Origin of the sequence: Micromonospora sp. NPDC047707, assembly GCF_040704235.1 — a bacterium.
Lineage (GTDB): Bacteria > Actinomycetota > Actinomycetes > Mycobacteriales > Micromonosporaceae > Micromonospora.
The window spans coordinates 29,260-56,123 of record NZ_JBEYSU010000013.1; the positions used below are offsets into that span (position 1 = coordinate 29,260).

The window sequence follows — 26,864 nt, forward strand, 5'->3', positions numbered from 1 at the left end:
CCGATCTCGCTCGGATCCACTTAACGTGGATCTTCAGATGGGGATGCGGGCGGACCGAGGACTTCGGCGGTGACCGGCGGCTCGATCCGCCGGTCGCAGAGAGGAATGCTCAGCGCTGGCGGTCGCGGGACCGCCGGCGTCGCAGCGCGCCGACCTGGACGTCGGGGGACGCCATCGGGTACGCGTGCGAGCTGGTCATGGCAGCAGCCTAACCGGCCGGCCCAGGGGCGGCGCAAGGCCGTTCCCGGGCCGTCCGGCGTCCAGCCCGGTGTTGACCAGCGCGTGTCTCACGAGGTGAGCGTGGCTCGCCAGGCGGTGACCAGTGTCGTCACGTCGGGGTGTCGATCTCCGGGTTTCGCGCGAGTGGCGTGGGCCACGAGCTGAGCTTGCGCGGGGGAGCCCCGCCAGCCGTGTGGGGAGCCGAGCAGGTGTTGGATGGTGCGGCCGAGGGTGTACACGGTGGTGCGCTGGTCGATGACGGCGCCGCGGACGAACTCTTCCGGGGCCATGTAGCGGCGGGATCCGGGGAGGCGGTCGGCGTCGAGGACGAAGGGGCCGGGCCGGTACTCGTCCAGGTCGATCAGCCACATCTGCCGGCTGTCGAAGTCGTAGAGGAAGCAGCCGTCGTACAGGTCGACCGCGACGTAGCCGGCTGCCGTGACGGCCAGGTGCGCGTCGAGGATCCTGGTGATGGCCGCCTCGACGTCCGGCAGGGGTAGCTGCTGGAACCGGACCAGTGCGGTGCGGTCCGAGCCCTGCCTGGTGGCGTGGTTGAGAACCGTGCCGTCGTGCCATGGGTAGACCAGCATTGGCCCGTCGAGGCTGTCGAGGACCTGCTCGGGGCGGATGATCGCCGAATGCTGGACTGCGGTGTGAAACTGGATGGCCCGGATCAGCGAGAGGCGGGCCTGCGGGGTGGTGGGCTTCTTGACGAACCAGCGGCGCCCGGCAGCCTCGACCCCGTAGGACAGGCATCCCGAGTCTTGGGCGTCGAAGACCGTGAACGCGGACGCGAGTGGCAGGTCGCTCTCACTTACCACGGAAGGGGGTCGTCCACGCCGTAGTGGGCCCACCACTGCGGTCGGTGCTTGCGTAGCGTCCCGTCGACGCGGGTGAGTAACAGACAGTTGCCGTTGAGCACCAACGCCGCGTCCTCGGGACGGTCGGCGAGCACCCGGGCCACCGTGGTCACCATGTTCGGCACGCCCTTGTCGGCCATGTCGTCGGTGCGCATGTCGAAGCCGATGTCGACGTACACCTCGGGCTCCCATTCCCAGTGGGCGTCGTCGTCATCTTCGGCGTCGTAGTAGCCGTTGCGTCCGGAGCTGATGGTGACCAGGTATCCGCGCTCTTCGTAGAGATCGGAGCTGAGCAGTTGATGGCCGGCCGGGGTGGGCGTTTCGGTGGCGTCCGGGGCGGCGAGATCCGCCACGTGTCGCAGGGGGATGTCACCTGCCAGCGTCAGCCGGTAGCCGATACTCATCTCGCCTCTCCTCCGTGTCGCGGCACGATCTGGATGATCGCACCACTTCGCGTCACCGCTGCCAGTTCCTTCAGTCCGGGGATGGGCCAGTCGCCGAACTGCTTGCGCAGGGACGCGAGGTCTCCTCGCCAGTCCTGGAGGTTGAGCACCACGCGTTGGGTCTGTGAGTCGCCGATCTTCTTGGAGACTTCTGTCCATATCCCCCGCACCTGCTTGGACGGGGTTGGAGAGTAGCAGTCGAAGACATGCCCTTCGATCAAGTAGTCCGGCGTCTTGCGGGGGTTTCCGATGTCGCCGGTGCGCAGTCGCGCGTCGGCGATCTCCCGTCCGGTCGGGTTCTGGTGCACCCGGTAGCCCTTGTCGGCGAGCACGCCGGCGCAATCGTTTTCGAGGGCTAGTGCCCGGCGGGTGGCCTCGTCCACGTCGGGCCGGATTTTGGTGCGGGGTCCTGTGGGCGACCCGCCGGGGACAGCAGTGGGGCGCCTCGCCCACGGCATGTCCACGTCGCGGTCACCGGCTGCCGCGTCGCCCATGTCCGGGCTCGTGCGCGAGTCAGCGGCGGTGCTCGAGGCAGGGCTGGCCGGTGCGGGACCGCCAGCCCCGATCAGTTTCCCGACGACCCCAGCTGCCGTGCCTCGGCGGCGGCCACATCGACGGCCCGACGGGCGGACCCGGCACGCTGAACCACCGACACCAGGACCTGCTTGACACTCTCCATCGACTGCAGCAGCGGCCCGGGCTGCCCACCCTGAAGCACCATGGCGACGAGCTGCTGCGTCTCACCAACCTGGGTGATGATCCCAGCCGCGGCGTCACGGGCGCTGTCGATCCCACTCTGGACCGGCAGCAGCCCCGCGATGGTCTCCTGCGCAGTCGCTTCGTGGGGAACGGCGGCGGTCATCTTCACGGCCTCGCCTATCGATCCGGCGAGGCCTCCCAATCTGCCCTGGACCGTCGCGATGGCATCCCGCACCCGGGCCATGCCGGCTGCCACCGCGGCAAAGCCGGCGCCCGCAGCACGCAGCGCCACCTGTTGCGCCTGGTTGTCGGCGGCGACCGTCAGCCCCTGAGCTCTCTCCACACCCGTCAGCAAGACCCGCAGCTCACCCGTGATCACCTCGATGTGCGACACGGCACCTCCGATCGATGACCATGGTGAAGGCCGTCCAAGTTACCCGATACCTCGATGCCGTGCGTGAGGGCTTGGCTGCGCATCCGGCCCTGTCTCGGTTGGTTGGCCACTGACCTGGCTACGAGCTATCGAGCAGTGCCATCGTGTCGATGGCCAACTCAAGTTGTTCGTCGTCGTGGACGGCGAAGGGCGCTCCGAACGAGCAGATGACCTGCTCGACGCCGGTGTCGTCCCATCGGCGAAGCTGCCGGGCCACTTCTGTCGGTGTGCCGACCATGCGGGACTGCGACCACTGGCGTAGCGAGATATTGGTCAGCGCTTCTCCGGGTGCCCACAGGAGGATGAGATGCGCCGGCGGACTGCGATCAAGGCGATGGCGGCTTCCCCGCTCGCGTTCGTCGATCAGACTGGAGCGGTCCCGGAGCTTCAGGTCAGCCGACTCGAAAGCAGCGCGGAGATATACCGGCACCTCTATCACGGGTCGGGGAAACCTGGCGATCTGCTCAGCCTGGCGCGCGATCACCTCGACGCTGCGGTCGACGTCATGCGGCAACTGCCCGACGGAAGCCTCAAGCGCCGGGTCCTGCGCACCCGCAGTGAAGTCGCCACGCTTGCCGGCCGACTGACGTTCTTCGACCTGCAGCGGGCGGCCGACGCGCGGGGCTACTTCGGGCTTGCCCACGAAGCGGCTATCCAGGTGGGGGACGACCTTCTCGCCGCCGCCGCGCTCGGCCATCTCGCCTTCGTGCCGGCGGCCGAGCACAACACGTCAGCCGCCATCAGCTATCTCGCCGGCGCCGCTGATCACGCCCGACGCAGTGGGGTGCCGCTCATCCAGTCATGGATCGCGGCGGTGAAGTCCGAGGTGCTGGGACCGGCGAACGCGGCCGGAACGCTGCGTGCTCTCGACCAAGCCGCCGCACTGCTGTCGCGACCCGCTGACGCGGCACCGCCGGCCTGGTTCGACTACTACTCGGCGGACCGCCTCGACGGATTCCGCGGTCGGGCGTTCCTCCAACTCGGTCGGCCTGAGGAGGCCCGATTCGCCCTGACAGGAGCACTACGTGGACTCGGTCCCGGGGCGGTCAAGCAGAAGGCGGTGTTCCTCATCGACATAGCGAGCTCTTATCTCGACGACCAGCCGCAGCTGGACCAGGCATGTGACCTCGCCGGGGACGCCGCCGCAACGTTGGCGATGGCCGGATACGCAACCGCGAGCACCCGCCTTCAGGAGTTCCGTGCCCGGCTGAGGCCGTGGGACGATGCCACCGTCGTAGCTGACCTTGACGAGCGATTGGGTGCGTTGACCGCATGACCGTCCAGAACTCTGTCTCACGGCGAATTCGCGCTGTCTACTTCGATGTGGGCGAGACGCTGATCGACGAGTCCACCGAGTACGGCACCTGGGCGGACTGGCTGGGTGTCCCCCGGCACACGTTCTCAGCGGTGTTCGGGCAGGTCATCGCGCAGGGACGCGACTACCGGGAGGTCTTCCAGCACTTCCAGCCCGGCTTCGACCTCACGCTGGAGCGGCAGCGCCGTGCCGAGGCAGGTTTGGCGGAGCACTTCAACGGCCGCGACCTCTATCCGGACGTCCGGGAATGCCTCACTACGCTGAAGGCCGACGGTTACTTCGTCGGCGTGGCGGGCAACCAGACCGCCCGTGCCGGCCGGCTGCTGCGCGAGCTGAACCTGGGTGTGGATCTGATCGCGACGTCGGACGACTGGGGCGCGGAAAAGCCGACCCCCTGAATTCTTCGCCAAGCTGATCGAGTCGGCGGGGTGCGCGCCCGAGGAGATCGCGTACGTCGGCGACCGCCTCGACAACGATATTCTTCCTGCGCTTGACGCTGGCCTGACGACCGTTTTCATCCGGCGTGGCCCGTGGGGCTACTTCTATGCCACCCGTCCAGAAGTAAGGCAAGCGCACATCCGCATCAATAATCTCCAAGAGCTTCCGCAGCGGCTTCTTGACATTTAGCGAGCCCAGGGTGAGTTGGCGGTGATCGCCGAGTAGTCAGCAGAGCGTCCGCATTGACGCGGCCGGCCAGAGCGAATGGCGCGGCACACGGACGACCGGGCGGAAGCGCCGTCGCGGCCGGTAAGGGCCAAAGTGCCGGCTCAGCCGCGCCGCTGCGGTTGGCCCAGTACTGACTGGAGGTGCGCGATCTCCTGGAGCGCCTCGTCGTAGTGGTCGCTGTCCTCCCATAGTTCGCGCCACTCGGAGTCGTCGCCGACGATTCGGGTGAGCGCACGCAGGGCGAGGTCGTCGAGTTGGTGATCGAGGCTGAGTCGTCCGCCCTCAAGGAGGAAGTCCGGCGCGTACGGGGAGTCGATCGACCGGCCGCCGGGCCGGTGGGCGGCGATGATCGCGGCTGCGGCGATCGCCTCGACGGCCAGGTTGCTGTCGAGGTAGCCAGGGACGTTCAGCACCGCCGTGAGTGCCGCCTCCACCAGCGCTGGCCGCTTCTCCGGCGCGGCATCGTCGAGGTCACCGCACCAGTCCGCGGCCTCGTCGTTGTCAAAGGCCCCTGCGCCCCATGTCCCCACGTAACCTCCCGGCATCAACCGACCGCAGCCCCCTACGCCCTTGCGCCGGACGCTATCGGCGGGGTCCGACGTTCTGCCTGAGGCGGATCCAGGCAGGTCGGTTGATCCCTCAAATCGGCTGCCGGACCTGACGTCCTCTCGTGCCGTCGACGTGCCGCCGTCGTGGCGTTGAGGCGGCCGGGCCAACGAAAATGCGAGGGCGACGAGGATCCTCGGTCGCCATACTGGTCCGCATGAAGCTCGCTGAGGCTCTTGCGCTGCGCGCGGATGCGGCGCGCCGCGCCGAACAACTCCGTGCCCGCATCGTGGCCAGCGCTCGCTACCAGGAAGGTGAGACGCCTGCCGAGGACCCGGCGGCTCTGCTCACCGAGGCTGGCGACGTACTCGGTGAACTGGAGTCCCTGATCCGGCGGATCAACCGCACCAATGCCGCCACCCAGGTCGAGGGTGGCACGCTCACCGACGCGCTCGCCCGACGTGACGTGCTGCGTCTGCGGCACGGTCTGGTCACCTCCGCCGCCGACGCCGCAGCGGGAGAGGGCCAGCGCGGCTTCCGGCAGCTGCGGTCCGAGTTGAAGATGATCCCGGCGCTGCCGGTGGCCGAGCTGCGCGGGCAGGCCGACGAACTTGCCCGGCAGCTTCGTGAGGTCGACACCCTCATCCAGCGCACGAACTGGGAGGTCGACCTGCTGGACTGAGAAGCACGGGTGTGGAGCAGGTAGCCGACGTGGAGGCGTGCGCGGACCCGAGAGCCGGCGGGCGAAATCCGGCTCACTCCTGGCGCGCCGAGGGCAGGCGCAGGGGTTCGACTCCCCAGCACACAGCGCACGCCCAGCACGACACACAGGTGACGGCGCACAGGGCACAGCACACCACCATGCGCAGATCCACGACGGTGAGGGCGGGACCGGGGACCTCCACACCCGCACTACCAGCGACCGGCGAGCCACCACGGCAGGGCCAGGAGCCTCGCCGCCGAGCGCTCGGACGGACGTCAACCCCGAGCCGGCGTTCGGGTAGCCTGTGGCACAACGGGCCGTTAGCTCAATAGGCAGAGCTGAGGACTTTTAATCCTTAGGTTCTGGGTTCGAGTCCCAGGCGGCCCACTTACGTGAGAGTACGCGAACCGGCTTGCGTGCTCCCATGAACGAACCCCGGTGTACCCAGACCCACGGCTATCCGGTGAACCGCTCTGGGTTTGGTGGAGGCTCCATTCCGTGAGATGGAGTCATGGCACGACCGAGCAAGTACTCAGCTGCCTTCCGGGCGCGGGCGATGCGCCTGGTCGGCGAGGCCAGGCCGGAGCACGACACCGAGTGGGCGGCGATCACGTCGGTGGCGCACAAGCTCGGCGTCAGCAGCGAGACGCTGCGTAAGTGGATCCGGCAGGCCGAGGTTGACACCGGCCGGCAGCCGGGGACCACGTCGGATGAGTCGGCCGAGCTCAAGCGGTTGCGACGGGAGAATGCCGAGTTGCGTCGGGCCAACGAGATCCTGAAGGCGGCGAGCGCGTTTCGCCGCGGAGCTCGACCGCCCCGGGCCGAGATGATCCGCTTCGTCGACGAACACAAGGATCGTTTCGGGGCCGAGCCGATCATCAATGTCCTGCGCGGCACTGATGCCGGGTTTCTGTCGGTGTCCGGCTACTACGCGGCCAAGACCCGCCCGCCCTCGGCCCGCAGCATGGCGGACGCCGCGCTGGGTGAGCGGATCCGGCAGGCGCACGAGGCGAACTACGGCGTCTACGGGGTGCGCAAGATACACGTCGCGCTGCGCCGTGACGGTGTGCAGATCGGCCGCGACCATGTCGCTCGGCGGATGCGTCAGCTCGGGCTGGCCGGTGTGCGTCGGAGCAACTGCCCGACCCGCAGACCTGGTCAAGCGGCAGTTCACCGCCGCGCAGCCGAATCAGCTGTGGGTCTGCGACATGACCTACATCCGCACCTGGGTCGGCTTTGCCTACCTCGCCCTGGTCATCGACGTGTACTCCCGGCGCCTGGTCGGCTGGGCCCTGACCACCCACCTACGCACCGACCTTCCCCTGGAAGCCCTCGAAATGGCGGTCTGGGCCCGCAACGAGCGGCTCGAGGGGTTGATCCACCACAGCGGGGGAGTGTGGATCTAACGGTGTTTCCGGCCTGACCCGCCAGGCGTTGTGCCTGGTGAGGAGGGTGCCGTGATGACCGCGACACTGAACGACCAGACCAGACGCAAGAAGCGGGCGGAGCCGTCGGCGGAGGCGAGGGCCGCCGCCGAGCTGGTCCGGGCCGCGAAGGAACAAGGCCTGTCGCTGACCGGCCCGGACGGGCTGCTCAGGCAGCTGACCAAGACGGTCCTGGAGACCGCGCTCAACGAGGAAATGACCGAACACCTCGGCTACGCCAAACATGAACCCGACGGTGCCGGCTCGGGCAACATCCGCGATCTGACCCACCGCTTTACCGCCTGGGCCCGTCTCCACGGTGACGATGCACGCGGAGGGGTCGCTGCCTTCCAAGATTCCGGAGAGGGATGAGCCGCAAGACGATTGCGTATGGGGGTGAGCGGGGCAGGCATGGGCGTACGGCTCGCGGGGCGGTTCACTGGGTGATGACGTGAACGAGTCAGCTCCAAAGGGCGCCAGGCAACTCGATCGCGGCGAGTCGACGACCGCACCAGGAGACGGGGGTGGCACCCATGTCGGAGTTCATCAGTCTCGCCGCGCTCGCGGGCGCGGCGTTCACCAGCGGGCTGATGGCGGGGCTGTTCTTCGCGTACGCCTGCTCGGTCGTGCCGGGTCTGGCCGCGACCGACGCGCGGACCCTGGTCGGCGCGATGCAGTCGATCAACCGGAAGATCCTCAACGGCTGGTTCCTGGCCGCGTTTCTCGGTGCGCCCGTGCTCACGGCGCTGGCCGTCGCGCTGCACGCGGGAGACGGCCCGGTGCTGGTGTGGAGCGCCGCCGCGCTGGTGGCGCACCTGGTGATGTTCGGCGTCACGATGCGGGTCAACGTGCCGCTCAACAACCGACTCGACGCCGCCGGGCCGGTGGACCGGATCGGCGACCTGGCGGCGGTGCGGGAACGGTTCGAGCGGCCGTGGGTGCGGTGGAACCTGGTCCGCACAGTCGCCTCGGCTGCCGCCTTCGCCGCCCTGCTCGGGGCGCTTCTCGCCCACTGACGGGCGCCGACAGCGGGACCAGAAGCACGCCTGGGTCCGCCAGGCCCCTCGCCCGTGAGCCCACCGCAGCCCGACCCGCCGGGCGCGCCGGCCGGTCTCGCGGGACGGACGGCCGCAGGCCACCGCCGGGGCGGTTGGGGAGCGGCTGACCGGGTACGGGGTCGGACATGCGGATCGTGGTGGTGGGAGCGAGCGGCAACGCCGGGACGGCCCTGTTGCGCCGGCTGCGCCGGGAGCGCGGACTGGACCTGGCCGGGGTGGCGCGACGCCTGCCCGGCCCGGACGCCGGTGAGCCGTACGACCAGGTGGAGTGGCACTCCTGCGACATCGGCGCGCCGGGCGCGGACGCGCAACTCGCCGAGATGTTCGCGGGTGCCGGTGCGGTGGTGCACCTGGCCTGGCAGATCCAGCCCAGCCACGACCAGCGGGTGCTGCGCCGCACCAACGTGGGCGGCAGCCGCGCCGTGATCGACGCGGTGGTCCGGGCAGGCGTCCCGGCCCTGGTGTACGCGTCGTCGGTCGGCACGTACGCGCCCGGCCCGAAGGACCACCCCGTGAGCGAGCGCTGGCCGGCGACCGGGGTGCCCGGGTCCTCGTACAGCCGCGACAAGGCGGACGTCGAGGCGCTGCTCGACCGGGTGGAGCGGGAGCACCCCGAGTTGCGGGTGGTGCGCCTGCGGCCGGGCCTGAACTTCCAGCGGGCGGCCGCCACCGAGATCGCCCGGTACTTCGTCGGCCCGCTCGTGCCGTTGCGGCTGCTGAAGTACGGCCGGCTGCCGCTGGTGCCCACGAACCGGCGGCTGCGGATGCAGGCGGTGCACACCGACGACGTGGCCGACGCGTACGCCCGGGCGGTCCTGGGTGACGCGCGTGGCGCCTTCAACGTCGCCGCCGACCCGGTGCTGACGCCGGAGTTGGTGGCCCGGCACTTCCACGGCTGGACGGTGCCGGTGGCCGCCCCGGTGCTGCGCGTGGCCGCCGCGCTCACCTGGCGCGCCCGGCTGCAACCCATCGACGCCGGCTGGGTCGAGCTGGCCCTGAACGCGCCGCTGATGTCCAGCGAGCGCGCCGAGACCGAGCTGGGCTGGACGCCCCGGCACGACGCACTCAGCGCGCTGAGGGAACTCTTCGCCGGGATGGCCGAGGGCGCGCACACCCGCACCCCACCGATGACCCGTGCCGGGAACGCCCCGCGTCACCCCGTCCCGGGCCACGGCAACCCCTACTGATCCGGGGTCAGCTCAGGCGGGACGACGTGACCGTGGGGTTGCGGGCGCCGAGGAAGAAGATGCCGGGGTAGCCCCGGGTCTCGAAACCACGGCTCGGGTTGCGGCGGAGGGTCGAGTTCTCGATCCGCATGGTGCCGGTGCGGTTGTTGCTGACGAAGAAGACGGCACCGCCGCCCTCGTTCGCGTCGTTGCCCTCGATGACCGTGCCGGCGATCCGGACGGTGAACTCGTTGCCGTCGCAGTAGATCGCCCCACCGCTGCCTCCGCCCGGCGTGCCGGCCCGGGCCGGATTGGCGCCGCTGCCGATCGCCTCGTTGTCGCGCAGCACGCTGTTGAGCACGACCCACGAGACGCCGATGCTGCTCAACGCGCCGCCGTTCGAGCAGGAGCCGCCGGTGAAGGTGCTGTTCACCACGTAGACCGGCTTGTTCTCGTACTGGCTGAGCACCCGTACGGCCGCGCCGCCGAGGTCGGGCCCGGTGCGGTCGCACCGGTTGCGGACGAACCGCGAGTTGACGATCTTGAGCCGCCCACCGCGGACGAAGACGGCACCGCCACCGCCGCCCTCGGCCTCCTCCCCGGTGGAGTTGCCGTCGGCGAACGTCAGGTTCTGCACGGTGAGCTGCGGGTGGTCCTGGTTCTGGCAGTGCGAGGTGGTCCAGCCCTGGGCCTGGTCGCAGGTGTTCATGTAGAGGATCCGCCGCTTCCCCTGGCCGCTCAGGGTGACCCTGCCGCCGCCGTCCAGGACCACCTTCGGCCCGTTGGCGTTGCGGACCTTGGCCGTGGCCGTCATGGTGATCGTCACCGGGTCCGGCCCGCAGTCGAAGGTGATGATCCCGCCGGCCGCGACCGCCTTCACCACCGCCGCGGACGTGCAGCTCGCCGGCGTGCCGGTGCCGATCCTGCGGGTGGGCCTGGACGTGTCCACCGCCCGCGCCTCGGCCGGCACGGCGGCGGCACCGTCGGGGTTCCCGGCCGGCGCCGGCCGCGCCGAGGGGCGCGGGCTGGGGGACGGCCCGCCCAGCCCGGCACGGGCGGCCGGACGGTCCACAGCGGACGCGGACGACGGGGGTGTCGCGGACGCGGCGACCGGGGCTGGCGTCGCCGGCTCGGTGGAACCGCAGGCGGCCAGCGTCGCGGCGACGACGGCCAGGGCGGCCAGGACAGCGGCGGGCTTCAGGTGCACCTCGTGATGGTAGAAGCGGGTGGGCCGGGCGCCGAGAACGTTAAGGAGGGCCTAAGGAACCGGCTCAGAAGTCGGCGAAGAGGTACGGCAGCCGGCGCGGGAACAGGCGACGCAGCTCCGCACCGGCCTCGGCGGGCACGTCGCCCAGGCCGCGCAGGCGCACCTCCACCGGGTCCAGCACCCCGTACGCCAGTGCGGAGAGCCCGGCCGCGGTCAGCGTCGCCGACGGGGCGGTGCCGGTCTCGCCCCGGACGATCTCCAGCGCGCCGGTGGTGCCGTCGAGCAGGTACCCGCCGGCCAGCCAGCGGTCCCCGGTCAGCTCCACCCGCACCCGGCCCGGGCCGGCGGGAAGCCCGGCGAGCGCATCCACCGCCAGCAGCCGGGCCATCGGCGCGGAGGAGCCCGGCCGGGCCACCCGGCTCTCGACGTGCACCTCGAGATCGGTGAGCCACAGCTCGGGCGTCTCGGTGACGGGGACATCGAACCGCACCGTCGCCACCTGGTCGACGTGCCGGGCGAAGAACTGCAACAGCAGCGCCCGGGCGTGCGGGTCGGTGGCGAGCAGGTCGTCGGCGGCCAGCGTGCCACCGTGGTCGTCGATGCGGTAGGTGACCGCCCCGGTCACGACGCCGTCGACCCGTGCGGTCACCAGCCACCGCTCGTCCCGGTCGCGCAGCGCGACCGCCCGGTAGTCGGGGAAGAGCGCGAAGCCGTGCCGGTGACGCAGGCAGCGCTCGGTGAAGTCCCGCCACGACGGGTAGCCCGCGCCGATCCGCTCCCACCGCACCTCCCCGGGCAGGTCGGCGCGGAGCAGCGGGGCCAGGTCGGCCACCGGCAGCGTGACCGTACGCGGCATCGGCAGCCCCGCGTAGCCGAAGCGTTCGTAGAACGACGGCCGGAACGGCCAGAGCGCCGTCAGCTGGTGACCCTCGTCACGCATCTCGTCCAGGAGTTGGTGCAGGAGCGTGCGCACGTGCCCCTGCCGACGGGCGAGCGGATGGGTGACCACCCCGGCGACGCCGGCCATGGGCAGCACGCGGCCGCGCAGGTTCTGCCGCATCGGGATGGCGGAGACCGCCGCGCACGTCTCGCCCGCCTCCTCGACGACCAGCGTCCGGTTGCCCTCGTTGTAGGGCAGGTACTCGCGGAACTCCTCGGCCCGCGCCGCGCTCCGCGGCGAGGCCTCGAAGGCGTACGCCTGGAGGGGGAAGCTGGCGGTGAGTCGCTCCTCCGAGGAGAGTCGGCGGACGGTCATCCGACCATCCCAACCCGGCGAGCCGGCCGCCGCAACCGCATCGGGTCTCAGAGCGGGGTGACGTCGGAGACCACGACGGTGACGTTGTCCGGCGCGCCGGCCTGGTGGGCCAGCTTGACGAGTTGCTCCCCGCAGAGCTGGCGGTCGCCGTAGCCGGCCAGTGCCGTGGCGATCGCGTCGTGCTCGACGTAGTCGGAGAGCCCGTCGCTGCACAGCAGCAGCCGGTCGCCGGGCGCGACGGTCAGCGCCCCGATCGCCGGCGGGGTGTCCGAGCCCTGCACCGCGCGGGTCACCAGCGACCGCTGGGGGTGGTGGCGGGCCTGCTCGGGGGAGAGCGCGCCCTGGTCGACCAACGCCTGCACGAACGTGTCGTCCCGGGTGAGCTGGGTCAGCTCCCCGTCCCGCAGCAGGTAGCAGCGGGAGTCGCCGACCTGGGCCAGCACCAGCGTCTCACCGGCCAGCAGCGCGGCGGTCAGCGTCGTACCCATGCCCTCCCGGGCGGGATCGACGGTGATGGCCGCGTGGATGCGCTGGTTGGCGGTGCTGACCACGGCGCGCAGCGCGTCGGCGGCCTCGTCGGGGGTGGTCGGCGGGGTCAGCTCGTCCAGGATGCGGATGACGATCTCGCTCGCCACCTCGCCCGCCGGCAGGCCACCCATCCCGTCCGCGACGGCGACGAGGCGCTCGCCCGCGAGGGCGGAGTCCTCGTTGTTGGTCCGGACCAGACCGATGTCGTTGAGGATGGCCGAGCGGAGGATCAGCGTCATGGGATCAAGCTTGCCAAGAACACCCTCCGTTCGTCTCTACGCGCCGGTGGGTGGATTGTGAAACTTGCTGACGCCTTTCACTCCTCGGCGGGCAGATCTTCCAGTGGGACGTCGAGGCGCACCGCGTCGGTGACGGTGGCGATCTGGTCGGCGAGCACGTAGACCGCGCCGGTGCGGACCCGGTCGGTGGAGACCTTCAGGTAGCCCGCGTGCAGGAGTCGGGCCGCCAGGTCGGCCGGGACGTCCGGCTCCTGCACCGCGGTCGACTCGATCAGCTCGTCCAGACTGCTGCCCGGGTCGGCGGTCGGCGCCTGCACGGTCACCGCGTTCGGGTCACCGCGCTGGACCAGGTCCACGGTGCCGATCTCGGTGCCGGCGGCGTCGACCACCCGCATGCCGGTGGTGACCCGGGAGAGGACCTGCTGCTGGCTCATACAGGCGCGGTTCCCGGCCGGTCTGCGCGCTAAACGCGGCCCCAACCGCCCGGCGGGCGGGGCGACAGCTCGCGCCACGTGTCGGTGCCGTGGAGCAGGGCCCGGACCGTCTCCTCGGCCTCCTCGGCGGTGTCGTACTCGTAGAACTTGGAGACCCCCTCCGACCCGCCGGCGCGCTGCTCGACGTACCACCGGTCGGCGTCGGCCCGGAGGAAGACATCCCGCCGGGCCAGGCGGCCCCATTTCCCGTTCCACCAGTGCTTCCGCTGCTCCATGGCGGGGACTCTATCGAACAGACGTACGAAAATGTGCGGCCCCCGCGGGATTCCCGCGAGGGCCGTTGTGCGTCTGCCGCGTTCAGTACCGGGTGGGCGGTTCCTCCCGCCGGCCGAGCACGTCGTCGAGGGCGCCGCGCTGCTGGGCGGGGGTGCTCCGGCCGGCCGTGACCAGGGCGTCGCGGATCTCGGTGAGCAGCTTGACCTCCTCGCTGGGCGCGGCCGGCGGCGGCTCCTCGCCCCGCTGCCGCCGCTCGGCGAGCTTGTTCATCGGGAAGACCACGAGGAAGTACAGCACCGCGGCGGTGAGCACGAAGGTGATGACCGCGTTGACGAACGCGGCCCAGTCCATGAGGTTGCCCTTGCTGATCTCCCAGGCACCCGCGAACTGGTCCTCACCACCGCCGACCAGCTTGATGATGGGCTTGAGGAACGAGTTCGTGAACGCCGTCACCAGCCCGGTGAACGCGGCGCCGATGACGACGCCGACCGCCAGGTCGACGACGTTCCCGCGCATGATGAAGTCTTTGAAGCCCTTGAGCATCCGTACTCCCGAGGTGTCCGGTCTTCCGTCCGGCACAACCTATGCCCGGGGCGGCGGTTCCAGAAAAGCGCCCGCTTCGATCGCCGCCCGCTCGGGGTCGCCGGCCCGGATCGCGTCCACCAGCCGGGAGTGGTCGACGTGCCGCTCCGGGGCCAGCGCGCCGGCCATCGCGGCCGCGAGGGTGCTGCGCAGGGCCGTGCCGACCGAGGCGTAGAGCTCGGCGAGCATGCCGTTGTGCGCGGCGGCGACGACCGCGGTGTGCAGCGCGGCGTCGGCCTCCACGAACTCGTCGACCCGGCCGCCGCGCCAGGCCGCCTCGCGGGCGGCGAGCGCGCCGTCGAGCGCCGCCAGGTCCTCGGGGGTACGCCGCAGCGCGGCCAGCCGCGCCGCCTCCACCTCGAACGCGCGCCGCACCTCGACGACCTCCGCCATCCGGTCGTCGGTGAGCCGGCGGGCCACCACCGGGGCCAGCTCGTCGGTCGACACCACGTACGTCCCCGAGCCCTGCCGGCACTCCAGCACCCCGGCGTGCACCAGGGCGCGGACCGCCTCGCGGACGGTGTTGCGCCCCACGCCGAGGGCCGCCACCAGCTGCGGCTCGGTCGGGATGCGGCCGCCCACCGGCCACTCCCCGCCGAGGATCCGCTCCCGGAGCTGGGCGATCGTCTCCTGCACGCGCCGGCCGCGCGGCGGCACGGCGACGGAATCAGTCACCGGTGGCACTGGTTACAACCCCTGCCGAAAATTCATCCCATGATTGTAGGTTCGACCGCATGACCCCGCCACCGCCGCCCACCGCCTCCACGAGCGTCCCCATCCCCGCCGCCCCCACCGCCCCCACCTCCGGCAGGAGGCCGCACTTTCCCCGAAAGAGCGGCCACCGGAGCACGGCAGGCAGCACTTTCCCCGAAGTTGCGGGTGGTGCGGCCACGGGTGGCGCGGGCGCGGGTGGCGCGAGCGCGGGTGGTGCGGGCGCGGGTGGTGCGGGCGCTGCGGAGGTGGGCGGCGCGGTGCGTGGCGGTCTGCTCGTGCTGGTCGGGATGCTGCTGGTCGCGGTGAACCTGCGGGCCGTGGTCACCAGCCTCGGCGCGCTGCTCGACGAGGTGCGGACCGGGCTCGGGCTCTCCGGGACGATGGCCGGCCTGGTCACCACGCTGCCCACGATCGCGTTCGCCGGGCTGGGCGCCCTCACCCCGTGGCTGGTCCGCCGCGTCGCCCCGGCCCGGGTGCTGGTGGTCGCCATGGCCGCGCTCGCCGCCGGCCAGGTGCTGCGGGCGGTCACCGGCTCGGCGTTGGTCTTCGTGCTCACCAGCGCGCTCGCGCTGGCCGGGATCGCGGTGGCGAACATCCTGCTGCCGATGCTGGTCAAGCAGCACTTCCCGCACCGCACCGGGCTGGTCACCGGGGCGTACACGATGGCCCTGACCGCCGGCACGACGGTGGCCGCCGCCGCCGCGGTGCCGATCGCGCACGCCTTCGGCTCGTGGCGGGTCGGGCTCGGCGTCTGGGCCGGGCTGGCCGCGGTGGCCGTACTCCCGTGGGTGCCCCTGGCGCTACGGGCCCGCGCCGCCGCGCGGCGGGCGACCCCGACGGCGAGCGCCGCCCCCCGGCTCCGGATCCGGCCGGCGCGGACCCGGCTGGGCTGGGCGATGGCGGTGTACTTCGGTGCGCAGTCGCTGAGCGGGTACGCGATCATGGGCTGGCTGGCGCAGCTGTTCCGGGACGCCGGCTACCAGCCGGAGGCGGCGGGGCTGCTGCTGGCCGGGGTGACCGCCCTGGGAGTGCCGATCGCGCTGCTCATGCCGACGCTGGCCGGACGGATGCGGACACTGCGGCCGCTGGTGCTGTCGTTGACGGCCGCGTCGACGCTCGCCTACCTGGGGCTGGCGCTGTCCCCGCACGACGGCGCGCTGCTCTGGGTGACCCTGCTGGCCCTCGGCCAGGGAGCCTTCCCGCTGATCCTGACGACCATCGGGCTGCGGGCGCGCACCGCCGAGGGGACGGTGGCGCTGTCGGCGTTCGCGCAGAGCACCGGCTACGTCATCGCGGCGCTCGGGCCGTTGCTGGTCGGGGTCCTCTACGGGGCCACCGGTGGCTGGGCGGCGCCGATCGGGTTCCTGCTGGTCGCCCTGACGGTGCAGACCGGTGCGGGTCTGCTCATCGCCCGTCCCCGGTACGTCGAGGACGAGGCTTAGGAGGAGGCGGGAGTGGGGTCGCCGGCGACGGCCTGCTCGACCGTCGGGTACGTCTGCAGCACCTCGACGAGCCCGCTGACCTCCAGGATGCGCAGCACGCCCCGCTGCGGAGCGGCCAGCCGGACGACGCCGCCGGCCTCGTCGCAGCTGTTCTTGGCGCGGACGAAGACGGACAACCCGGTGGAGTCGCAGAACGAGACCTCGGCCAGGTCGAAGACCAGCCGGCTGCGGCCCTTGTCCAGCAGGTCGGTGATCTGGTCCTGCAACTTGGGTGCCGTCGCCATGTCCAGTTCGCCCGCGACCGACACGACGACGACGTCGCCGCGCTGTTCCGTGTGCACCGTCAAGGACATTCGCCAGACCTCCCGTTATCGGGGAAACGGTATCCCACGATCGGGGTGCCATGCGATCGGGAGCCGATGTCCTGAGGCGCCCGTCATTCCTTTGCACCGTGACAAGTAGTTGACGGGTGTGCGGTGATAGAGTCCGCCCGGTCCAGGCTGAGGGGGTTTGCCATGGCGTTGAGCGCCGAGGAGAGCAGTCGGCTGGCGGGTCTGTTGACCAGCCACGGCGACCAGGTCACACAGCGGTGGACGGAGATCGTCACCAACTCGCTGCGGGGCCGGCTCAGCCAGGCCGAGCTGCGCCGGCAGGTACAGGAGCTGTACCGCAGCCTCGTGGCGGTGAGTGAGCAGGGCGCCCTCGACCTGGAGACCGAGCCGGCGGCCGAGCTGCGGGCGGTTCTCGCCGAGCTGTCCCACAACCGCGCCCGGCAGGGCTTCTCCGCCACCGAGACGGCGGTCAGCGTGTTCGCCCTCAAGGAGGTCCTGCTGGATCTGCTGGACGCCGAGCGGAGCGGCACCGCGCTGCGCGACTTCGTGGCGTTCTCCGCCCTGGTCGACCAGATGGGCCTGTTCACCTTCGAGAGCTTCGTCCGCACGCGCGAGAGCCTGATCGCCGACCAGGCCGAGCAGCTGCTGGAGCTGTCCACCCCGGTGGTGAAGCTGTGGGAGGGCGTGGTCGCCGTCCCGCTGGTCGGCACCCTCGACTCCGCCCGCGCCCAGGTGGTGATGGAGCGGCTGTTGCAGACCCTCGTCGACACCGGCTCGCCGTACGCGATCATCGACATCACCGGTGTGCCGGCGGTGGACACCCAGGTCGCCCAGCACATCCTCAAGACCGTGGTGGCCGCCCGGCTGATGGGCGCCGACTGCATCATCTCCGGCATCCGCCCGCAGATCGCGCAGACCATCGTTGCTCTGGGCATCGAGTTCGGCGACATCGCCACGAAGGCCAGTCTCGCCGACGCGCTGCGGCACGTGCTCCGGCTCACCGGCGTCGAGGCCAGCCGCCGCGCGACCCGCCGGGAGATCTGATGGAGCGGGTGCCGATTCTCAAGATCGGCGACATCCTGCTGGTGTCGATCCAGGTCGACATGTCCGACCAGACGGCCGTCCAGCTCCAGGAGGACCTGGCCGAGCGGATCGTCGCCACCGGCTGCCACGGCGTGGTCATCGACATCACCGCCCTGGACATCGTGGACTCGTTCGTCGGGCGGATGCTCTCCACCATCGCGTCGATCTCGAAGGTGCTCGACGCCGAGACGGTGGTCGTCGGGATGCGGCCCGCGGTCGCCATCACCCTCGTCGAGTTGGGGCTGTCACTGAACGGGATCCGCACCGCCCTGAACGTCGAACGGGGCATGGAGCTGATCGCGAGCGCACGCGCCGACGAGTACGCCGAGGACCTCGACGACGAACCGGACGCCGAGACGACGGCCTCGCCGTGACCACGGGCCTGGAGTTGGGCCAGCCGCAGGCGCAGGCGATCCACAGCGACGAGGACGTCGTCCGGGTCCGCCAGTTGGTGCGGACGGTCGCGGTCGCCGTCAAGCTCTCCCTGGTCGACCAGACCAAGCTGGTCACCGCCGCGAGCGAACTGGCCCGCAACACCCTCGTCTACGGCGGCGGCGGCACCGTCGAGGTGGCCACCGTCGACAACGGCAGGCGGCGCGGGGTCCGGATCATCTTCGCCGACACCGGTCCCGGCATCCCGGACCTCGACCTGGCCCTCACCGACGGCTACACCACGGGCGGCGGGCTCGGTCTCGGGCTCAGCGGCGCCCGCCGGCTGGTCGACGAGTTCGACATCCGCACCGGCCCGGGCGAGGGCACCACGGTCACGATCGTCAAGTGGTCCCGATGACCGGCGACGCGGTCTCCGACCGCGGCGTGTGGTTCCGGGTCGAGGCCGGCAGCACCGCCAGCGCCGTACGACGGGCGGCCGAGCGGCTCGGCACCGAGCTGGGCCTCAGCCCGGCCCGTACCGCCGACCTCGCCATCGTCGCCGCCGAGCTGACCAGCAACCTGGTCAAGCACGCGGACGAGGGGATGCTGCTGCTCCGGCCGGTCCGGACCGAGCGGGAGGCCGGCGTGGAGCTGGTCGCCGTGGACCGCGGCCCGGGCATGGCCGACCTGACCGTCTCCTCCCGGGACGGCCACTCCACCACCGGCACGCTCGGCATCGGCCTCGGCGCGATCGCCCGGCAGGCGACCTGGTTCGACGCGTACTCCCGGCCGGGCCGTGGCACCGTGCTCGCCGTGCAGGTGTGGCCGCCAGAGGCCCGGCCCGGGCCGCCGTGGGTCGGTGCGCTCACCCGACCGCTCACCGGGGAGTCGGTCAGCGGCGACGGGTACGCCTGGCGGATCGTCGAGGGCCGGCGTCGGCTGCTCGCCTGTGACGGCCTGGGGCACGGGCCGCTCGCGGCCGCGGCCACCGGGGCCGCGATCGACGCGTTCCACCGGGCTCCCGCCGCGTCGCCCACCGCGGTCGTCCAGCACCTCCACCGGTCCATCACCCACACGCGGGGTGCCGCGCTCGCGGTCGCCGAACCCGATCTCGCCACCGGCGTGCTGCGGTACGCCGGCGTGGGGAACATCGCCGGCGTGGTCGTCCCGGCGGACGGGCGGCGGCGCGGCCTCGTGTCCCTGCCCGGCATCGTCGGGCACCAGCGCCCGATGATCCGCGAGTACGAGTACCCCTTCCCGCCCGATTCGCTGCTCGTGATGCACAGTGACGGGGTGGTGGATCGCTGGCAGCTCGACGACTACCCGGGTCTCGCCGAGCGGTCGCCCCTCGTGGTGGCCGCGACCGTGCTGCGGGACGCCGGTATCCGCCGCGACGACGCGTGCGTCCTGGTGGCCCGGGGGGAGCCGTGACCGCGCCGCTGCTGCAGATGGGGCTGCGCGTCGAGCACGACATCTTCGTCGTCCGGCAGCGGGGCCGGGAGGTCGCGGCGGCCGTCGGCCTGGAGCACCAGGACCAGGTACGCGTCGCCACCGCACTCAGCGAGGTCGCCCGTGACCTGCTGCGGGCCGTCGGCGGGGCGGACGTGACGTTCTCCGCCGTTGCCGACGCCGTTGACGGTGTGCACCACCTCAGGATCGACCTCGCCCCGGTCGGGCGGCTCCCCGGTGGCCGGTACGAGCCGCAGTCGGGTGCCGTGGCGCGCCTGGTGGACACGCTGGACGTGGTGGCCCGGGAGGGGGATACGGTCGTGAGGATGTCCCGACGTGTCCCCGTCGCCGCCGCGGCGCTGACCCCCGAGCGCCTCGCCGAGCTGCGCACCGCACTCGCGGTCAGCGCCCCCGGCAGTGCCCTGGACGAGTTGGCCGCGCAGAACGAGCAGCTCATCGCGGCGCTCGACGAGGTACGCACCCAGCGCGACGAGCTCGCTGTGCTCAACGAGGAACTGGCCGAGACCAACCGCGGGGTGATGGCGCTCTACAACCAGCTCACGGAGGAGCTGGAGGAGACCAACCGGGGCGTGGTGGCCCTCTACGGCGAACTGGACGAGAAGTCGGCCCAGCTGCGCGCGGCGAGCGAGTCGAAGAGTCGCTTCCTCGCCAACGTCAGCCACGAGCTGCGGGCGCCGGTCACCGCGATCATCGGGCTCGCCCGGCTGCTGGCCGACTCCGCGTCCGACCCGCTGACCGCCGAGCAGGCCCGGCAGGTCGGGCTGATCCGCTCGTCCGCGGCCGACCTGCTGGGCCTGGTCAACGAGCTGCTGGACCTGGCCAAGGCCGAGTCCGGGCGGATCGAGCCGGACTGGGCGGAGGTGGACCTGCGGCCGATCTTCGGTCAACTGCGCGGCACGTTGCGGGCGCTCGCCACGCGCCCGGGAGTCGAGCTCGTGGTGGAGGAGCCCCCCGCCCCGGCCACCCTGCGGTCCGACGCGGTGCTGCTCGCTCAGGTGCTGCGCAACCTGCTGCACAACGGCCTCAAGTTCACCGAGCGCGGCGAGGTGCGGCTGCGCGCCCGGCGCGCCGACGACCGCTGGCTGCTCCAGGTGTCGGACACCGGCCCGGGCATCGCCCCGGAGCTGCACGACCGCATCTTCGAGGAGTTCTACCAGGTGCCCGGCGTCACCCGGGTCGGCGGCACCGGCCTCGGCCTGCCGTACGCGCGGCGCCTGGTCGTGCTGCTCGGCGGCACGCTGCAGGTGACCAGCACGCCCGGCGCGGGCAGCACCTTCACCGTCTCCCTGCCCGTGGGCGGAGTCTGACCGTGGACGGCGGTCCGGCGACCGTCCTGGTGGTCGACGACAGTCGCACCAAGCGGTACCTGCTGGTGAGCTGGCTCTCCCGGGCCGGCTTCACCGTGCTGGAGGCGGAGACCGGTGGGGAGGCGCTGGCGCGGATCGGGGTGGACGGGATCGACCTGGTGGTGCTCGACGTCCGGCTGCCCGACCTCAGCGGATTCGAGGTCTGCGAGCGGATCAAGAGGGACCATCCGGCCATGCCGGTGATCCACGTGTCGGCGCACGCCGTGGACGTGGTGGACCGGGCGCAGGGGCTCACCCGGGGCGCGGACGCGTACCTGGCCGAGCCGATCGAGCCGGAGGAACTGGTCGCCACCGCACACGCCGTTCTGCGTTACTACCGTGCCCGGCAGCGGGCGGAGCTGCTCGCCGAACGGCTGCTCGGGCTCGCCGACACCACGGTCGCCGTGCACGCGGCACCGAACTTCGCCCGGCTGCTGGAGGAGGCGGCCGCCGGTGCCGCGCAGATCTTCCGGAGCCCGGCCGCCGTGATCGCCGAGACCTTCGACGGGGACTGCCTGGCCGGTGTCGCCGCGGGGCCGGGCGCCGGGGCGGGCATCGTGCCGTGGGTCGTCGACGACTCGGGCGTACCGACCGGTGCCACGGTCCGCGTGGACGATCCGGCCCGGTGGGGGCTGGTCGACTGGCCGGCCGGCGACACGGTGACGGTGGCCGCCGCCCGGCTGCGCGAGGACCGCGCTCCGCTGTACGTGGTGGTGCCGACCGCCACGCAGACCGCCCGTACGCCCGTGCTGGTGCAGCTCGCCCAGGCCGTCGCGGCGGCGGTGGAGGCGCAGCGCTCCTTCGACGAGGAGCACCGCATCGCCGTCACCCTGCAGCGCAGCCTGCTGCCCCGCCGGATCCCGGAGATCGCCGGGCTCGACCTGGCCGTCCGCTACGAGCCGGCGAGCGCCCAGACCGAGGTGGGTGGGGACTTCTACGAGCTGGTGATGCTCGACGGTCACCTGCTGCTCGCGATCGGGGACGTGGCCGGGCACTCGCTGCACGCGGCGACCGTGATGGCCGAGCTGCGACATGCCGTACGCGCGTACGCGGTCGAGGGGCACCAGCCCGGCGAGATCCTGCACCGGGTGAACGAGCTGATGCGGACGCTGCTCCCGGCGGAGCTGGCGACGATCTGCGTCCTGCTGCTGCACCCCGGCACCGGCCACGTCCGCATGGCCACCGCCGGCCATCTGCCGCCGCTGCTCCACGCGGACGGCCGGGTGGAGTTCGTGCAGCAGAGCGCCCCGCTGCTCGGGGTCCGCGCCCAGCGGCCCGCGGACCTGGAGTTCCTGCTGCCGCACGGCGCCACCCTGGTCTTCTACACCGACGGCCTCATCGAGCGGCGGGACGCCACCATCGACGACGGGCTGAGCGCCCTGGCGGCCGCCGCCACCCGGATCGACGACGACCTGGACCGCTTCTGCGCGCGGCTGCTCGTGGAGTTGGCCCCGCCCGAGATCCACGACGACGTGGCCGTGGTGGCCCTCCGCCGCCGCTGACCCGCGCCGCCGCCGCTGGCTCGCCCGCGCCCGTCGCCGCCTGCCCGTCTGCGCCCCTCGCCGCGGCTGTAACCGGCCGGGCGCTCGCTACGAAGGCTTGGTACCGCTGGCCGCCACTTACGGTCACGTTCAGTCGGTGTTACCGTACGTGACGTCTGTTCCGCGCCCGGAGATGACGCCGCACTCCTTTGCTCTGCTTACACATACGCACCAGTCGGTTGAGCTGGGGCGCAGGCCCGAGTGCGGGGAGGAGCGGCACCCGGCACATTCGCCCTGCGTAACCAGTGCGTCCGTTGAAGCAGAGCAAAGGACGCCAGGGAACACCGGGTGGCGCGGCGAGGCGTGACCGTCGGTGACTTCCACCGGTGACGATCGTCGGGTACGACAGAGCGTCAGCGGCAGGTGGTGCGGTGGTCCGCGACGTCCCGGTGCGATGTCGGGTCAGGTGAGCGAACGGGCGTACGCGGCCGGGGTGCGGCCGGTGACCGCGCTGAACTCGCGGACCAGGTGGGACTGGTCGCTGTAGCCGAGGTCGGCGGCGAGACGCGCCCAGTCGAGAGGGCCGCCGGCCGCCTGCTCGATGGCCTCCTGGAGGCGGTAGCGGCGGATCACCCACTTCGGGCCGACGCCCACGTGCGCCAGGAACAGCCGTTGCAGGCGGCGGACCGAGGTGCCGTGGCGGCGGGCGACGTCGTCGACCCGGACCACCGTACGGTCGCCGCGGATCGATTCCACCAGGTTGATCACCTCGTCGTTGACCGGGTCCGGCTCGGGCGCCCAGCCGGTGAGCAGGGCGTCCAGCGTGCGGCAGCGCTCGGCGTCCGTACCCCCGCAGTGGCCGGCGTGGGACGGGCCGGTGCCGGCGCTCACCAGGGCGGCTGCCGGCGGCAGCGGTCGGCCAGCGTGGGAAACGGCCAGCGACCGCTGGTCAGCTCGGCCACGGATCCGCGCCAGAACGGATGGAAGCCGCCGGGCCGGAACTGCACCCCGCTGACCCGCCCGCTGCCGACGAGGGTGACCGTGAAGAGTTCCCGCCCCACCCCGGCGACCTCGCCGGTCTCCGGGCCGTCGCCGTCGCGGCGGAACACCACGTTCACGGCGGGATGCGGCACGATCTGCTGGGCGAGCGGCTCGGTCAGGTCCCAGTCGATGAGCCAGTAGTGCTCCACCCGTCATACGCTGGCCCTATGGCCACACACACTAGCGACCTCCTGGCGGCCGCCACCCCCCGAACCGTCGCCGTGGTGCGCGGCATCGCCGACGACCAGCTCGACCTGTCCACGCCGTGCGCGGAGTTCACGGTGCGCGACCTGCTGAACCACCTCTTCGAGGTGGTGGTGAACTTCCAGGAGCTGGCGGCCAGGCGCCCCGCCACGTGGGCCGACAAGCCCGACCACCTGGGCGACGGATGGCGGGACCGGTTCGAGACCGAGACGCGACGGTTGATCGACGCCTGGTCCGACCCGGCCAGCGTGTCGGGTGTGTCGCCGGGCATGGGGCTGCCGCAGGAGACGGTCGGCGGCATGGTGCTGCTGGACCTGACCGTGCACGGGTGGGACCTGGCCGTCGCGACGGGCCAGCCGTACGAGCCGGCGCCCGAGGCGGTGGGTGCCCTGCACGAGCTGGTCGAGCAGCTCGGCCCGCTACCCCGGAAGATGGGCGTCTTCGCCGAGGCCGTGTCCACCGCGCCCGGCGTGCCCGACGCGCACCGGCTCCTCGCCGCCACCGGCCGCGATCCCGCCTGGACGGGCACCGCCCGCTGACCTTCGCCGGTTCCGGCGGCGCGACGCGCGTCGCCGGGACCGTTGACAGTAGCTATTCACTCGATGAATAGTGACGGACGTGTCCACACCGCACGTCCTCCTCGGGCTGCTCGCCACCGGCACCAGGCACGGTTACGAGCTGAAACGCGCCCACGACGAGCGGTTGCCCCGCGCCCGGCCGCTGGGCTTCGGGCAGGTCTACGCCACCCTCGGCCGGCTGCAGCGCGACGGCCTGGTCGCGGCCGCCGGGCAGGAACGCGACGGCGGTCCGGACCGCACGACGTACGCGCTCACCGGTGCGGGTCGCGCCGCGCTGGACCGCTGGCTCGGTGAGGTCGAGCCACCGATGCCGTACGTGGCCAGCACGCTCTTCGCGAAGGTCACCGTGGCGCTGCTGGTGGCCGACGTGGACCGGGCCCGAGCGTGGCTGATCGCCCAGCGGCGGGCCCACACCGACCGGCTGCGCGAGCTGACCGCCGCCAAGTCGGCCCCCACCGCCACCCTCGACGACGTCGTCGCCCTCGACTTCGCCATCGCCCACCTCGACGCCGACCTGCGGTGGTTGCACACCACCCTGGACCGGGTCGCCGACTGGCACCGGGAGGTGCACACGTGACGCAACTTCAGGCTCGCGGTGTGGTCAAGGCGTACGGGCCCACACCCGCGCTGCGCGGGGTCACGGTCGACCTCGCGGAGGGGGAGATCGTCGCGGTGACGGGGCCGAGCGGCGGCGGGAAGTCGACGTTGCTGCACTGCCTGGCCGGCATCCTGCGCCCGGACGCGGGCGAGGTGACATGGCGCGGCCACCGAATCGACACCTGGTCCGAGGCGGCCCGGTCCCGGCTGCGGCGGACCGAGTTCGGCGTGCTGTTCCAGTTCGGTCAGCTCGTCGCCGAGCTGACCGCGGCGGAGAACGTCGCCCTGCCCCTGCTCCTCGCCGGCACGTCCCGCTGGTACGGTACTCGCCGTGTCGAATACCCAGCAAGCCGCCTCGCTCTACCTGCGGATATCCGTCGTCACCGAAGCATCCGACAGCCTCGCCCGGCAGGAACGCGACCTACGCAGCCTCGCCCGCGTCGAGGGCCTAGACGTCGTCGCCGTCCATCGTGACGAAGGCGTGAGCGGGGCGGCGAAGGACCGGCCCGCCTTCCGAGCATGGCTGGCGGACGCCGAGACCGGGCGCGCGGGGGTGCTGCTCTCCTGGTCTATGGACCGGGTAAGCCGGGGCGGCCTTCCGGCGGTGGCGCGGCTGATTGAGACCCTGGGCGATACCGGCGCGCGGTTGCTGACGTACCGGGACCGGGTAGACAGTGCCTCGCCATCGTTCAAGCTGACTGCGTCGATCATGTCTGCGGTCGCCGAGGCCGAGCGGGACGCGATCGCCGCGCGCATCCTGAACCGTCAGGCCAGCGACCGCCAGAAGGGGCGATGGACACGGCCGAGGCCGTACGGATACATCGTCCGGGACGGTCGGCTGGTCCAGCACGCCGAGGAGGCGGACGTGATCCGGGAGGCCGTCCGCCAGGTCCTCGCGGGCCAGTCGCTGCGTTCCATCGTCGCCGGGCTGGACGACGCGGGCGTACCGTCGCCAGCCGTCGGAAAGGGCTACACGCCGCGCGACGGCCAGCCTCCGCCCCGCTGGCGGGTCCCGTCGCTGCGGCGCATCCTGACCAGTCCGGCCCTCGCTGGTCTCTACCCTCGGCGGGACGGCGCGGTCGGACGCGGCCCGGACGGCGAGGCCGTGACGGTCTCGGATGATCCGATCATCACGCCCGCCGAGCGCTCCCAGGTCCTCGCGGCGATTGAGCAACGAGCCCCCGTGACGCCGAGCGGGTCCAGGCGGACGGTCGTCGGGGCCTCGCCGAAACACGCGCTGAGCGGGCTCCTGCGGTGCGAATGCGGCGGGCCCCTGGTCTTCGACAACGAACGGGTTCAGGCGAACGGCGAACGGCGACACGCATACTTCCGTTGTCAGCGCCAGGCGCACAACGGACGGGCGTGCCGGGGGCGGCCAGTAGTGCGGGCCAGCGTCGCGGAAGCGTGGGTAGAGCACGCCGTCCTTTCGCGCCTGGCGGCGCTCGACCCGGCGTCGCCGGAATTCGACGCCGTGGCGTCGCGGTGGCTGGCACACCAGGACCCGGCCGACGACGCCGAGCGGAAGGCGGCCCGGGACGCGGTCGCGGCGGCCGAGGCGGACGTGAGCGACCTGGAGGCGGCCCGGTACGAACGCGGGGAGTTCCCCGGCCCCGACGGCGCGGAACGCTGGCAGCGTCTCTACCGACGGGCCGTCGGCCGGCTGAACGCCGCGAGGGACGTCCTGGCGGCCTTTCCTGACGTCCTGGACGTCGGCGGGCTACTCGACCCCGTGACGTTCTCCGAGGCGCTGGCGACGAACGACACGGCCGAACGCCGGGCGCTGTATCGGCTCGTACTCGACCGCGTGACCGTGCGCCGGGGCGAGGGCGGTGGGTACACGTTCACACCGGCGTGGGCCGGCGAGGAGGCCGGGGAGTGAGTGACGCCGTTCCGTTCTGGACGTGCCCGGGGTGCCGCCGGTCGCTGGTCGAGGGGTGGGAACCTTCGCCCGGGTGGGCGGGCCGGGGGCGTCCCGTCCTGTCGACGGACGGCGCATTCCTCAAAGTCGGTAGGACGTTGAAACCGTGGCACCGGACGTGCCTCTCGGCGGCCAGTAACGCCGGCGGTCACGTCGCGTGACGCATAGACCGGCTTGCGGGCGGGAGCTGGTTGCGCAAGAGGTCAGCGCGGGCCGGTTTCGGTCACGGACTG

Annotated in this window: 31 protein-coding genes, 1 tRNA gene and 4 pseudogenes; 20 read left to right on the plus strand and 16 right to left on the minus strand. The window is 71.9% G+C overall.

Going from position 1 to position 26,864, the window contains the following annotated elements; genetic code table 11:
- Nucleotides 1-287 precede the first annotated feature (287 nt).
- From AB0873_RS16495 to AB0873_RS16515, 5 genes are all read right to left on the minus strand, one after another.
- The gene (locus AB0873_RS16495; RefSeq protein ID WP_366600588.1) at nt 288-1,040 is read right to left on the minus strand and encodes a serine/threonine-protein kinase; all 753 of its coding nucleotides are present in this window, start codon (nt 1,038-1,040) and stop codon (nt 288-290) included.
- On the minus strand, nt 1,034-1,483 hold the full coding sequence (locus tag AB0873_RS16500) for a SitI3 family protein (RefSeq protein ID WP_366600589.1): 450 nt from the start codon (nt 1,481-1,483) through the stop codon (nt 1,034-1,036). Before AB0873_RS16500 ends, AB0873_RS16495 begins: the two co-directional genes overlap by 7 nt.
- Nucleotides 1,480-1,905 carry a hypothetical protein gene (locus AB0873_RS16505; protein ID WP_155329373.1) on the minus strand — a complete coding sequence of 142 codons (426 nt, stop codon included), beginning with the start codon at nt 1,903-1,905 and terminating at the stop codon, nt 1,480-1,482. Before AB0873_RS16505 ends, AB0873_RS16500 begins: the two co-directional genes overlap by 4 nt.
- A 182-nt stretch (nt 1,906-2,087) precedes the next feature.
- Nucleotides 2,088-2,615 (minus strand): DUF6244 family protein, encoded by a 528-nt coding sequence (locus AB0873_RS16510; protein ID WP_155329372.1) that lies wholly within the window; start codon nt 2,613-2,615, stop codon nt 2,088-2,090.
- Nucleotides 2,616-2,733: 118 nt separating this feature from the next.
- Entirely contained in the window at nt 2,734-3,168 is a 435-nt protein-coding gene (locus tag AB0873_RS16515) for a hypothetical protein (RefSeq protein ID WP_366600590.1), read from the minus strand.
- Here AB0873_RS16515 and AB0873_RS16520 point away from each other — a divergent pair.
- Nucleotides 3,160-3,930 carry a hypothetical protein gene (locus tag AB0873_RS16520; RefSeq protein ID WP_366600591.1) on the plus strand — a complete coding sequence of 257 codons (771 nt, stop codon included), beginning with the start codon at nt 3,160-3,162 and terminating at the stop codon, nt 3,928-3,930. The genes AB0873_RS16515 and AB0873_RS16520 overlap by 9 nt on opposite strands.
- Nucleotides 3,927-4,596: pseudogene (locus AB0873_RS16525) on the plus strand (HAD family hydrolase). Before AB0873_RS16520 ends, AB0873_RS16525 begins: the two are co-directional and overlap by 4 nt.
- 140 nt (nt 4,597-4,736) lie before the next feature.
- On the opposite strand, the gene AB0873_RS16530 reads toward AB0873_RS16525, so the two are convergent.
- On the minus strand, nt 4,737-5,165 hold the full coding sequence (locus AB0873_RS16530) for a DUF4259 domain-containing protein (RefSeq protein WP_366600592.1): 429 nt from the start codon (nt 5,163-5,165) through the stop codon (nt 4,737-4,739).
- A gap of 233 nt (nt 5,166-5,398) precedes the next feature.
- Between AB0873_RS16530 and AB0873_RS16535 the strand changes: the two genes are divergently transcribed.
- The 7 genes and pseudogenes from AB0873_RS16535 to AB0873_RS16565 all read left to right on the plus strand — a co-directional run bounded on the left by AB0873_RS16535 (nt 5,399) and on the right by AB0873_RS16565 (nt 9,553).
- On the plus strand, nt 5,399-5,863 hold the full coding sequence (locus AB0873_RS16535; protein ID WP_366600593.1) for a DIP1984 family protein: 465 nt from the start codon (nt 5,399-5,401) through the stop codon (nt 5,861-5,863).
- Nucleotides 5,864-6,198: 335 nt separating this feature from the next.
- A tRNA-Lys gene (locus AB0873_RS16540) sits at nt 6,199-6,271 on the plus strand.
- A 169-nt stretch (nt 6,272-6,440) separates the two neighbouring features.
- Nucleotides 6,441-6,956 (plus strand): annotated as a pseudogene (locus AB0873_RS16545) (transposase); the annotation flags it as partial.
- A 13-nt stretch (nt 6,957-6,969) separates the two neighbouring features.
- On the plus strand, nt 6,970-7,290 hold the full coding sequence (locus AB0873_RS16550; protein WP_366600594.1) for a DDE-type integrase/transposase/recombinase: 321 nt from the start codon (nt 6,970-6,972) through the stop codon (nt 7,288-7,290).
- Between the two features lie 54 nt (nt 7,291-7,344).
- Nucleotides 7,345-7,557, plus strand: a pseudogene (locus AB0873_RS16555) (transposase); the annotation flags it as partial.
- Between the two features lie 284 nt (nt 7,558-7,841).
- On the plus strand, nt 7,842-8,324 hold the full coding sequence (locus AB0873_RS16560; RefSeq protein WP_366600595.1) for an anthrone oxygenase family protein: 483 nt from the start codon (nt 7,842-7,844) through the stop codon (nt 8,322-8,324).
- 167 nt (nt 8,325-8,491) lie between these two features.
- Complete coding sequence (locus AB0873_RS16565; RefSeq protein WP_366600596.1) at nt 8,492-9,553, plus strand: NAD-dependent epimerase/dehydratase family protein; 1,062 nt, start codon at nt 8,492-8,494, stop codon at nt 9,551-9,553.
- Between the two features lie 7 nt (nt 9,554-9,560).
- Here AB0873_RS16565 and AB0873_RS16570 read toward each other — a convergent pair whose 3' ends face one another.
- From AB0873_RS16570 to AB0873_RS16600, 7 genes are all read right to left on the minus strand, one after another.
- On the minus strand, nt 9,561-10,733 hold the full coding sequence (locus AB0873_RS16570; protein WP_366600686.1) for a hypothetical protein: 1,173 nt from the start codon (nt 10,731-10,733) through the stop codon (nt 9,561-9,563).
- 70 nt (nt 10,734-10,803) lie between these two features.
- Complete coding sequence (locus AB0873_RS16575) at nt 10,804-11,994, minus strand: GNAT family N-acetyltransferase (RefSeq protein ID WP_366600597.1); 1,191 nt, start codon at nt 11,992-11,994, stop codon at nt 10,804-10,806.
- Nucleotides 11,995-12,041: 47 nt separating this feature from the next.
- On the minus strand, nt 12,042-12,761 hold the full coding sequence (locus tag AB0873_RS16580; protein WP_155329362.1) for a PP2C family serine/threonine-protein phosphatase: 720 nt from the start codon (nt 12,759-12,761) through the stop codon (nt 12,042-12,044).
- Nucleotides 12,762-12,838: 77 nt separating this feature from the next.
- Nucleotides 12,839-13,195: a hypothetical protein gene (locus tag AB0873_RS16585; RefSeq protein ID WP_155329361.1), complete on the minus strand. Its 357-nt coding sequence runs from the start codon at nt 13,193-13,195 to the stop codon at nt 12,839-12,841.
- 29 nt (nt 13,196-13,224) lie between these two features.
- A complete protein-coding gene (locus tag AB0873_RS16590; protein WP_155329360.1) occupies nt 13,225-13,470 on the minus strand; it encodes a hypothetical protein in 246 nt (81 codons plus the stop codon).
- Between the two features lie 82 nt (nt 13,471-13,552).
- Nucleotides 13,553-14,014, minus strand: a complete 462-nt coding sequence (gene mscL / locus AB0873_RS16595; RefSeq protein ID WP_366600598.1) for a large conductance mechanosensitive channel protein MscL — start codon at nt 14,012-14,014, stop codon at nt 13,553-13,555.
- A 39-nt stretch (nt 14,015-14,053) separates the two neighbouring features.
- Nucleotides 14,054-14,737: an FCD domain-containing protein gene (locus AB0873_RS16600; RefSeq protein WP_366600599.1), complete on the minus strand. Its 684-nt coding sequence runs from the start codon at nt 14,735-14,737 to the stop codon at nt 14,054-14,056.
- Between the two features lie 275 nt (nt 14,738-15,012).
- Between AB0873_RS16600 and AB0873_RS16605 the strand changes: the two genes are divergently transcribed.
- Nucleotides 15,013-16,209 (plus strand): MFS transporter, encoded by a 1,197-nt coding sequence (locus tag AB0873_RS16605; protein WP_366600600.1) that lies wholly within the window; start codon nt 15,013-15,015, stop codon nt 16,207-16,209.
- Here AB0873_RS16605 and AB0873_RS16610 read toward each other — a convergent pair.
- Nucleotides 16,206-16,562 (minus strand): STAS domain-containing protein, encoded by a 357-nt coding sequence (locus AB0873_RS16610; RefSeq protein WP_155329357.1) that lies wholly within the window; start codon nt 16,560-16,562, stop codon nt 16,206-16,208. The two genes, AB0873_RS16605 and AB0873_RS16610, sit on opposite strands and share 4 nt — an antisense overlap.
- A gap of 162 nt (nt 16,563-16,724) precedes the next feature.
- On the opposite strand from AB0873_RS16610, the gene AB0873_RS16615 reads away from it, so the two are divergent.
- From AB0873_RS16615 to AB0873_RS16640, 6 genes are read left to right on the plus strand one after another with little or no spacing between them, the layout of a single operon-like run.
- On the plus strand, nt 16,725-17,585 hold the full coding sequence (locus tag AB0873_RS16615; RefSeq protein WP_366600601.1) for an STAS domain-containing protein: 861 nt from the start codon (nt 16,725-16,727) through the stop codon (nt 17,583-17,585).
- Entirely contained in the window at nt 17,585-17,998 is a 414-nt protein-coding gene (locus AB0873_RS16620; RefSeq protein ID WP_366600602.1) for an STAS domain-containing protein, read from the plus strand. Before AB0873_RS16615 ends, AB0873_RS16620 begins: the two co-directional genes overlap by 1 nt.
- Nucleotides 17,995-18,414, plus strand: a complete 420-nt coding sequence (locus AB0873_RS16625; protein ID WP_366600603.1) for an ATP-binding protein — start codon at nt 17,995-17,997, stop codon at nt 18,412-18,414. The genes AB0873_RS16620 and AB0873_RS16625 overlap by 4 nt, the downstream gene beginning before the upstream one ends.
- Entirely contained in the window at nt 18,411-19,427 is a 1,017-nt protein-coding gene (locus AB0873_RS16630; RefSeq protein WP_366600604.1) for a SpoIIE family protein phosphatase, read from the plus strand. The genes AB0873_RS16625 and AB0873_RS16630 overlap by 4 nt, the downstream gene beginning before the upstream one ends.
- On the plus strand, nt 19,424-20,773 hold the full coding sequence (locus AB0873_RS16635; RefSeq protein WP_366600605.1) for an ATP-binding protein: 1,350 nt from the start codon (nt 19,424-19,426) through the stop codon (nt 20,771-20,773). The genes AB0873_RS16630 and AB0873_RS16635 overlap by 4 nt, the downstream gene beginning before the upstream one ends.
- Nucleotides 20,774-20,775: 2 nt before the next feature.
- The gene (locus AB0873_RS16640; RefSeq protein ID WP_366600606.1) at nt 20,776-22,314 is read left to right on the plus strand and encodes a SpoIIE family protein phosphatase; all 1,539 of its coding nucleotides are present in this window, start codon (nt 20,776-20,778) and stop codon (nt 22,312-22,314) included.
- 441 nt (nt 22,315-22,755) lie between these two features.
- Here AB0873_RS16640 and AB0873_RS16645 read toward each other — a convergent pair whose 3' ends face one another.
- Both AB0873_RS16645 and AB0873_RS16650 read right to left on the minus strand, forming a co-directional pair.
- Entirely contained in the window at nt 22,756-23,184 is a 429-nt protein-coding gene (locus AB0873_RS16645) for an AraC family transcriptional regulator (RefSeq protein ID WP_366600607.1), read from the minus strand.
- Entirely contained in the window at nt 23,181-23,483 is a 303-nt protein-coding gene (locus tag AB0873_RS16650; protein ID WP_366600608.1) for a DUF6597 domain-containing transcriptional factor, read from the minus strand. The genes AB0873_RS16645 and AB0873_RS16650 overlap by 4 nt, the downstream gene beginning before the upstream one ends.
- Before the next feature lie 18 nt (nt 23,484-23,501).
- Between AB0873_RS16650 and AB0873_RS16655 the strand changes: the two genes are divergently transcribed.
- The 4 genes and pseudogenes from AB0873_RS16655 to AB0873_RS16670 all read left to right on the plus strand — a co-directional run bounded on the left by AB0873_RS16655 (nt 23,502) and on the right by AB0873_RS16670 (nt 26,592).
- On the plus strand, nt 23,502-24,077 hold the full coding sequence (locus AB0873_RS16655) for a TIGR03086 family metal-binding protein (RefSeq protein ID WP_366600609.1): 576 nt from the start codon (nt 23,502-23,504) through the stop codon (nt 24,075-24,077).
- A gap of 79 nt (nt 24,078-24,156) precedes the next feature.
- On the plus strand, nt 24,157-24,693 hold the full coding sequence (locus tag AB0873_RS16660; RefSeq protein ID WP_366600610.1) for a PadR family transcriptional regulator: 537 nt from the start codon (nt 24,157-24,159) through the stop codon (nt 24,691-24,693).
- A pseudogene (locus tag AB0873_RS16665) lies at nt 24,690-25,022 on the plus strand (ATP-binding cassette domain-containing protein); the annotation flags it as partial. The gene AB0873_RS16660 and the pseudogene AB0873_RS16665, both read left to right, overlap by 4 nt.
- 22 nt (nt 25,023-25,044) lie before the next feature.
- The gene (locus AB0873_RS16670; RefSeq protein WP_366600611.1) at nt 25,045-26,592 is read left to right on the plus strand and encodes a recombinase family protein; all 1,548 of its coding nucleotides are present in this window, start codon (nt 25,045-25,047) and stop codon (nt 26,590-26,592) included.
- The last annotated feature ends 272 nt before the right edge of the window (nt 26,593-26,864 follow it).

Bases quoted from the DNA above. Each gene is read 5' to 3' on its own strand.
- AB0873_RS16560 (WP_366600595.1), top strand. From the start codon at position 7,842: ATGTCGGAGTTCATCAGTCTCGCCGCGCTCGCGGGCGCGGCGTTCACC.
- AB0873_RS16550 (WP_366600594.1), top strand. From the start codon at position 6,970: ATGTCGCTCGGCGGATGCGTCAGCTCGGGCTGGCCGGTGTGCGTCGGA.
- mscL (WP_366600598.1), bottom strand. From the start codon at position 14,014: ATGCTCAAGGGCTTCAAAGACTTCATCATGCGCGGGAACGTCGTCGAC.
- AB0873_RS16500 (WP_366600589.1), bottom strand. From the start codon at position 1,483: ATGAGTATCGGCTACCGGCTGACGCTGGCAGGTGACATCCCCCTGCGA.
- AB0873_RS16610 (WP_155329357.1), bottom strand. From the start codon at position 16,562: ATGTCCTTGACGGTGCACACGGAACAGCGCGGCGACGTCGTCGTCGTG.
- AB0873_RS16620 (WP_366600602.1), top strand. From the start codon at position 17,585: ATGGAGCGGGTGCCGATTCTCAAGATCGGCGACATCCTGCTGGTGTCG.
- AB0873_RS16580 (WP_155329362.1), bottom strand. From the start codon at position 12,761: ATGACGCTGATCCTCCGCTCGGCCATCCTCAACGACATCGGTCTGGTC.
- AB0873_RS16615 (WP_366600601.1), top strand. From the start codon at position 16,725: ATGGCGTTGAGCGCCGAGGAGAGCAGTCGGCTGGCGGGTCTGTTGACC.
- AB0873_RS16520 (WP_366600591.1), top strand. From the start codon at position 3,160: ATGCGGCAACTGCCCGACGGAAGCCTCAAGCGCCGGGTCCTGCGCACC.
- AB0873_RS16630 (WP_366600604.1), top strand. From the start codon at position 18,411: ATGACCGGCGACGCGGTCTCCGACCGCGGCGTGTGGTTCCGGGTCGAG.
- AB0873_RS16655 (WP_366600609.1), top strand. From the start codon at position 23,502: ATGGCCACACACACTAGCGACCTCCTGGCGGCCGCCACCCCCCGAACC.
- AB0873_RS16575 (WP_366600597.1), bottom strand. From the start codon at position 11,994: ATGACCGTCCGCCGACTCTCCTCGGAGGAGCGACTCACCGCCAGCTTC.
- AB0873_RS16585 (WP_155329361.1), bottom strand. From the start codon at position 13,195: ATGAGCCAGCAGCAGGTCCTCTCCCGGGTCACCACCGGCATGCGGGTG.
- AB0873_RS16590 (WP_155329360.1), bottom strand. From the start codon at position 13,470: ATGGAGCAGCGGAAGCACTGGTGGAACGGGAAATGGGGCCGCCTGGCC.
- AB0873_RS16565 (WP_366600596.1), top strand. From the start codon at position 8,492: ATGCGGATCGTGGTGGTGGGAGCGAGCGGCAACGCCGGGACGGCCCTG.
- AB0873_RS16535 (WP_366600593.1), top strand. From the start codon at position 5,399: ATGAAGCTCGCTGAGGCTCTTGCGCTGCGCGCGGATGCGGCGCGCCGC.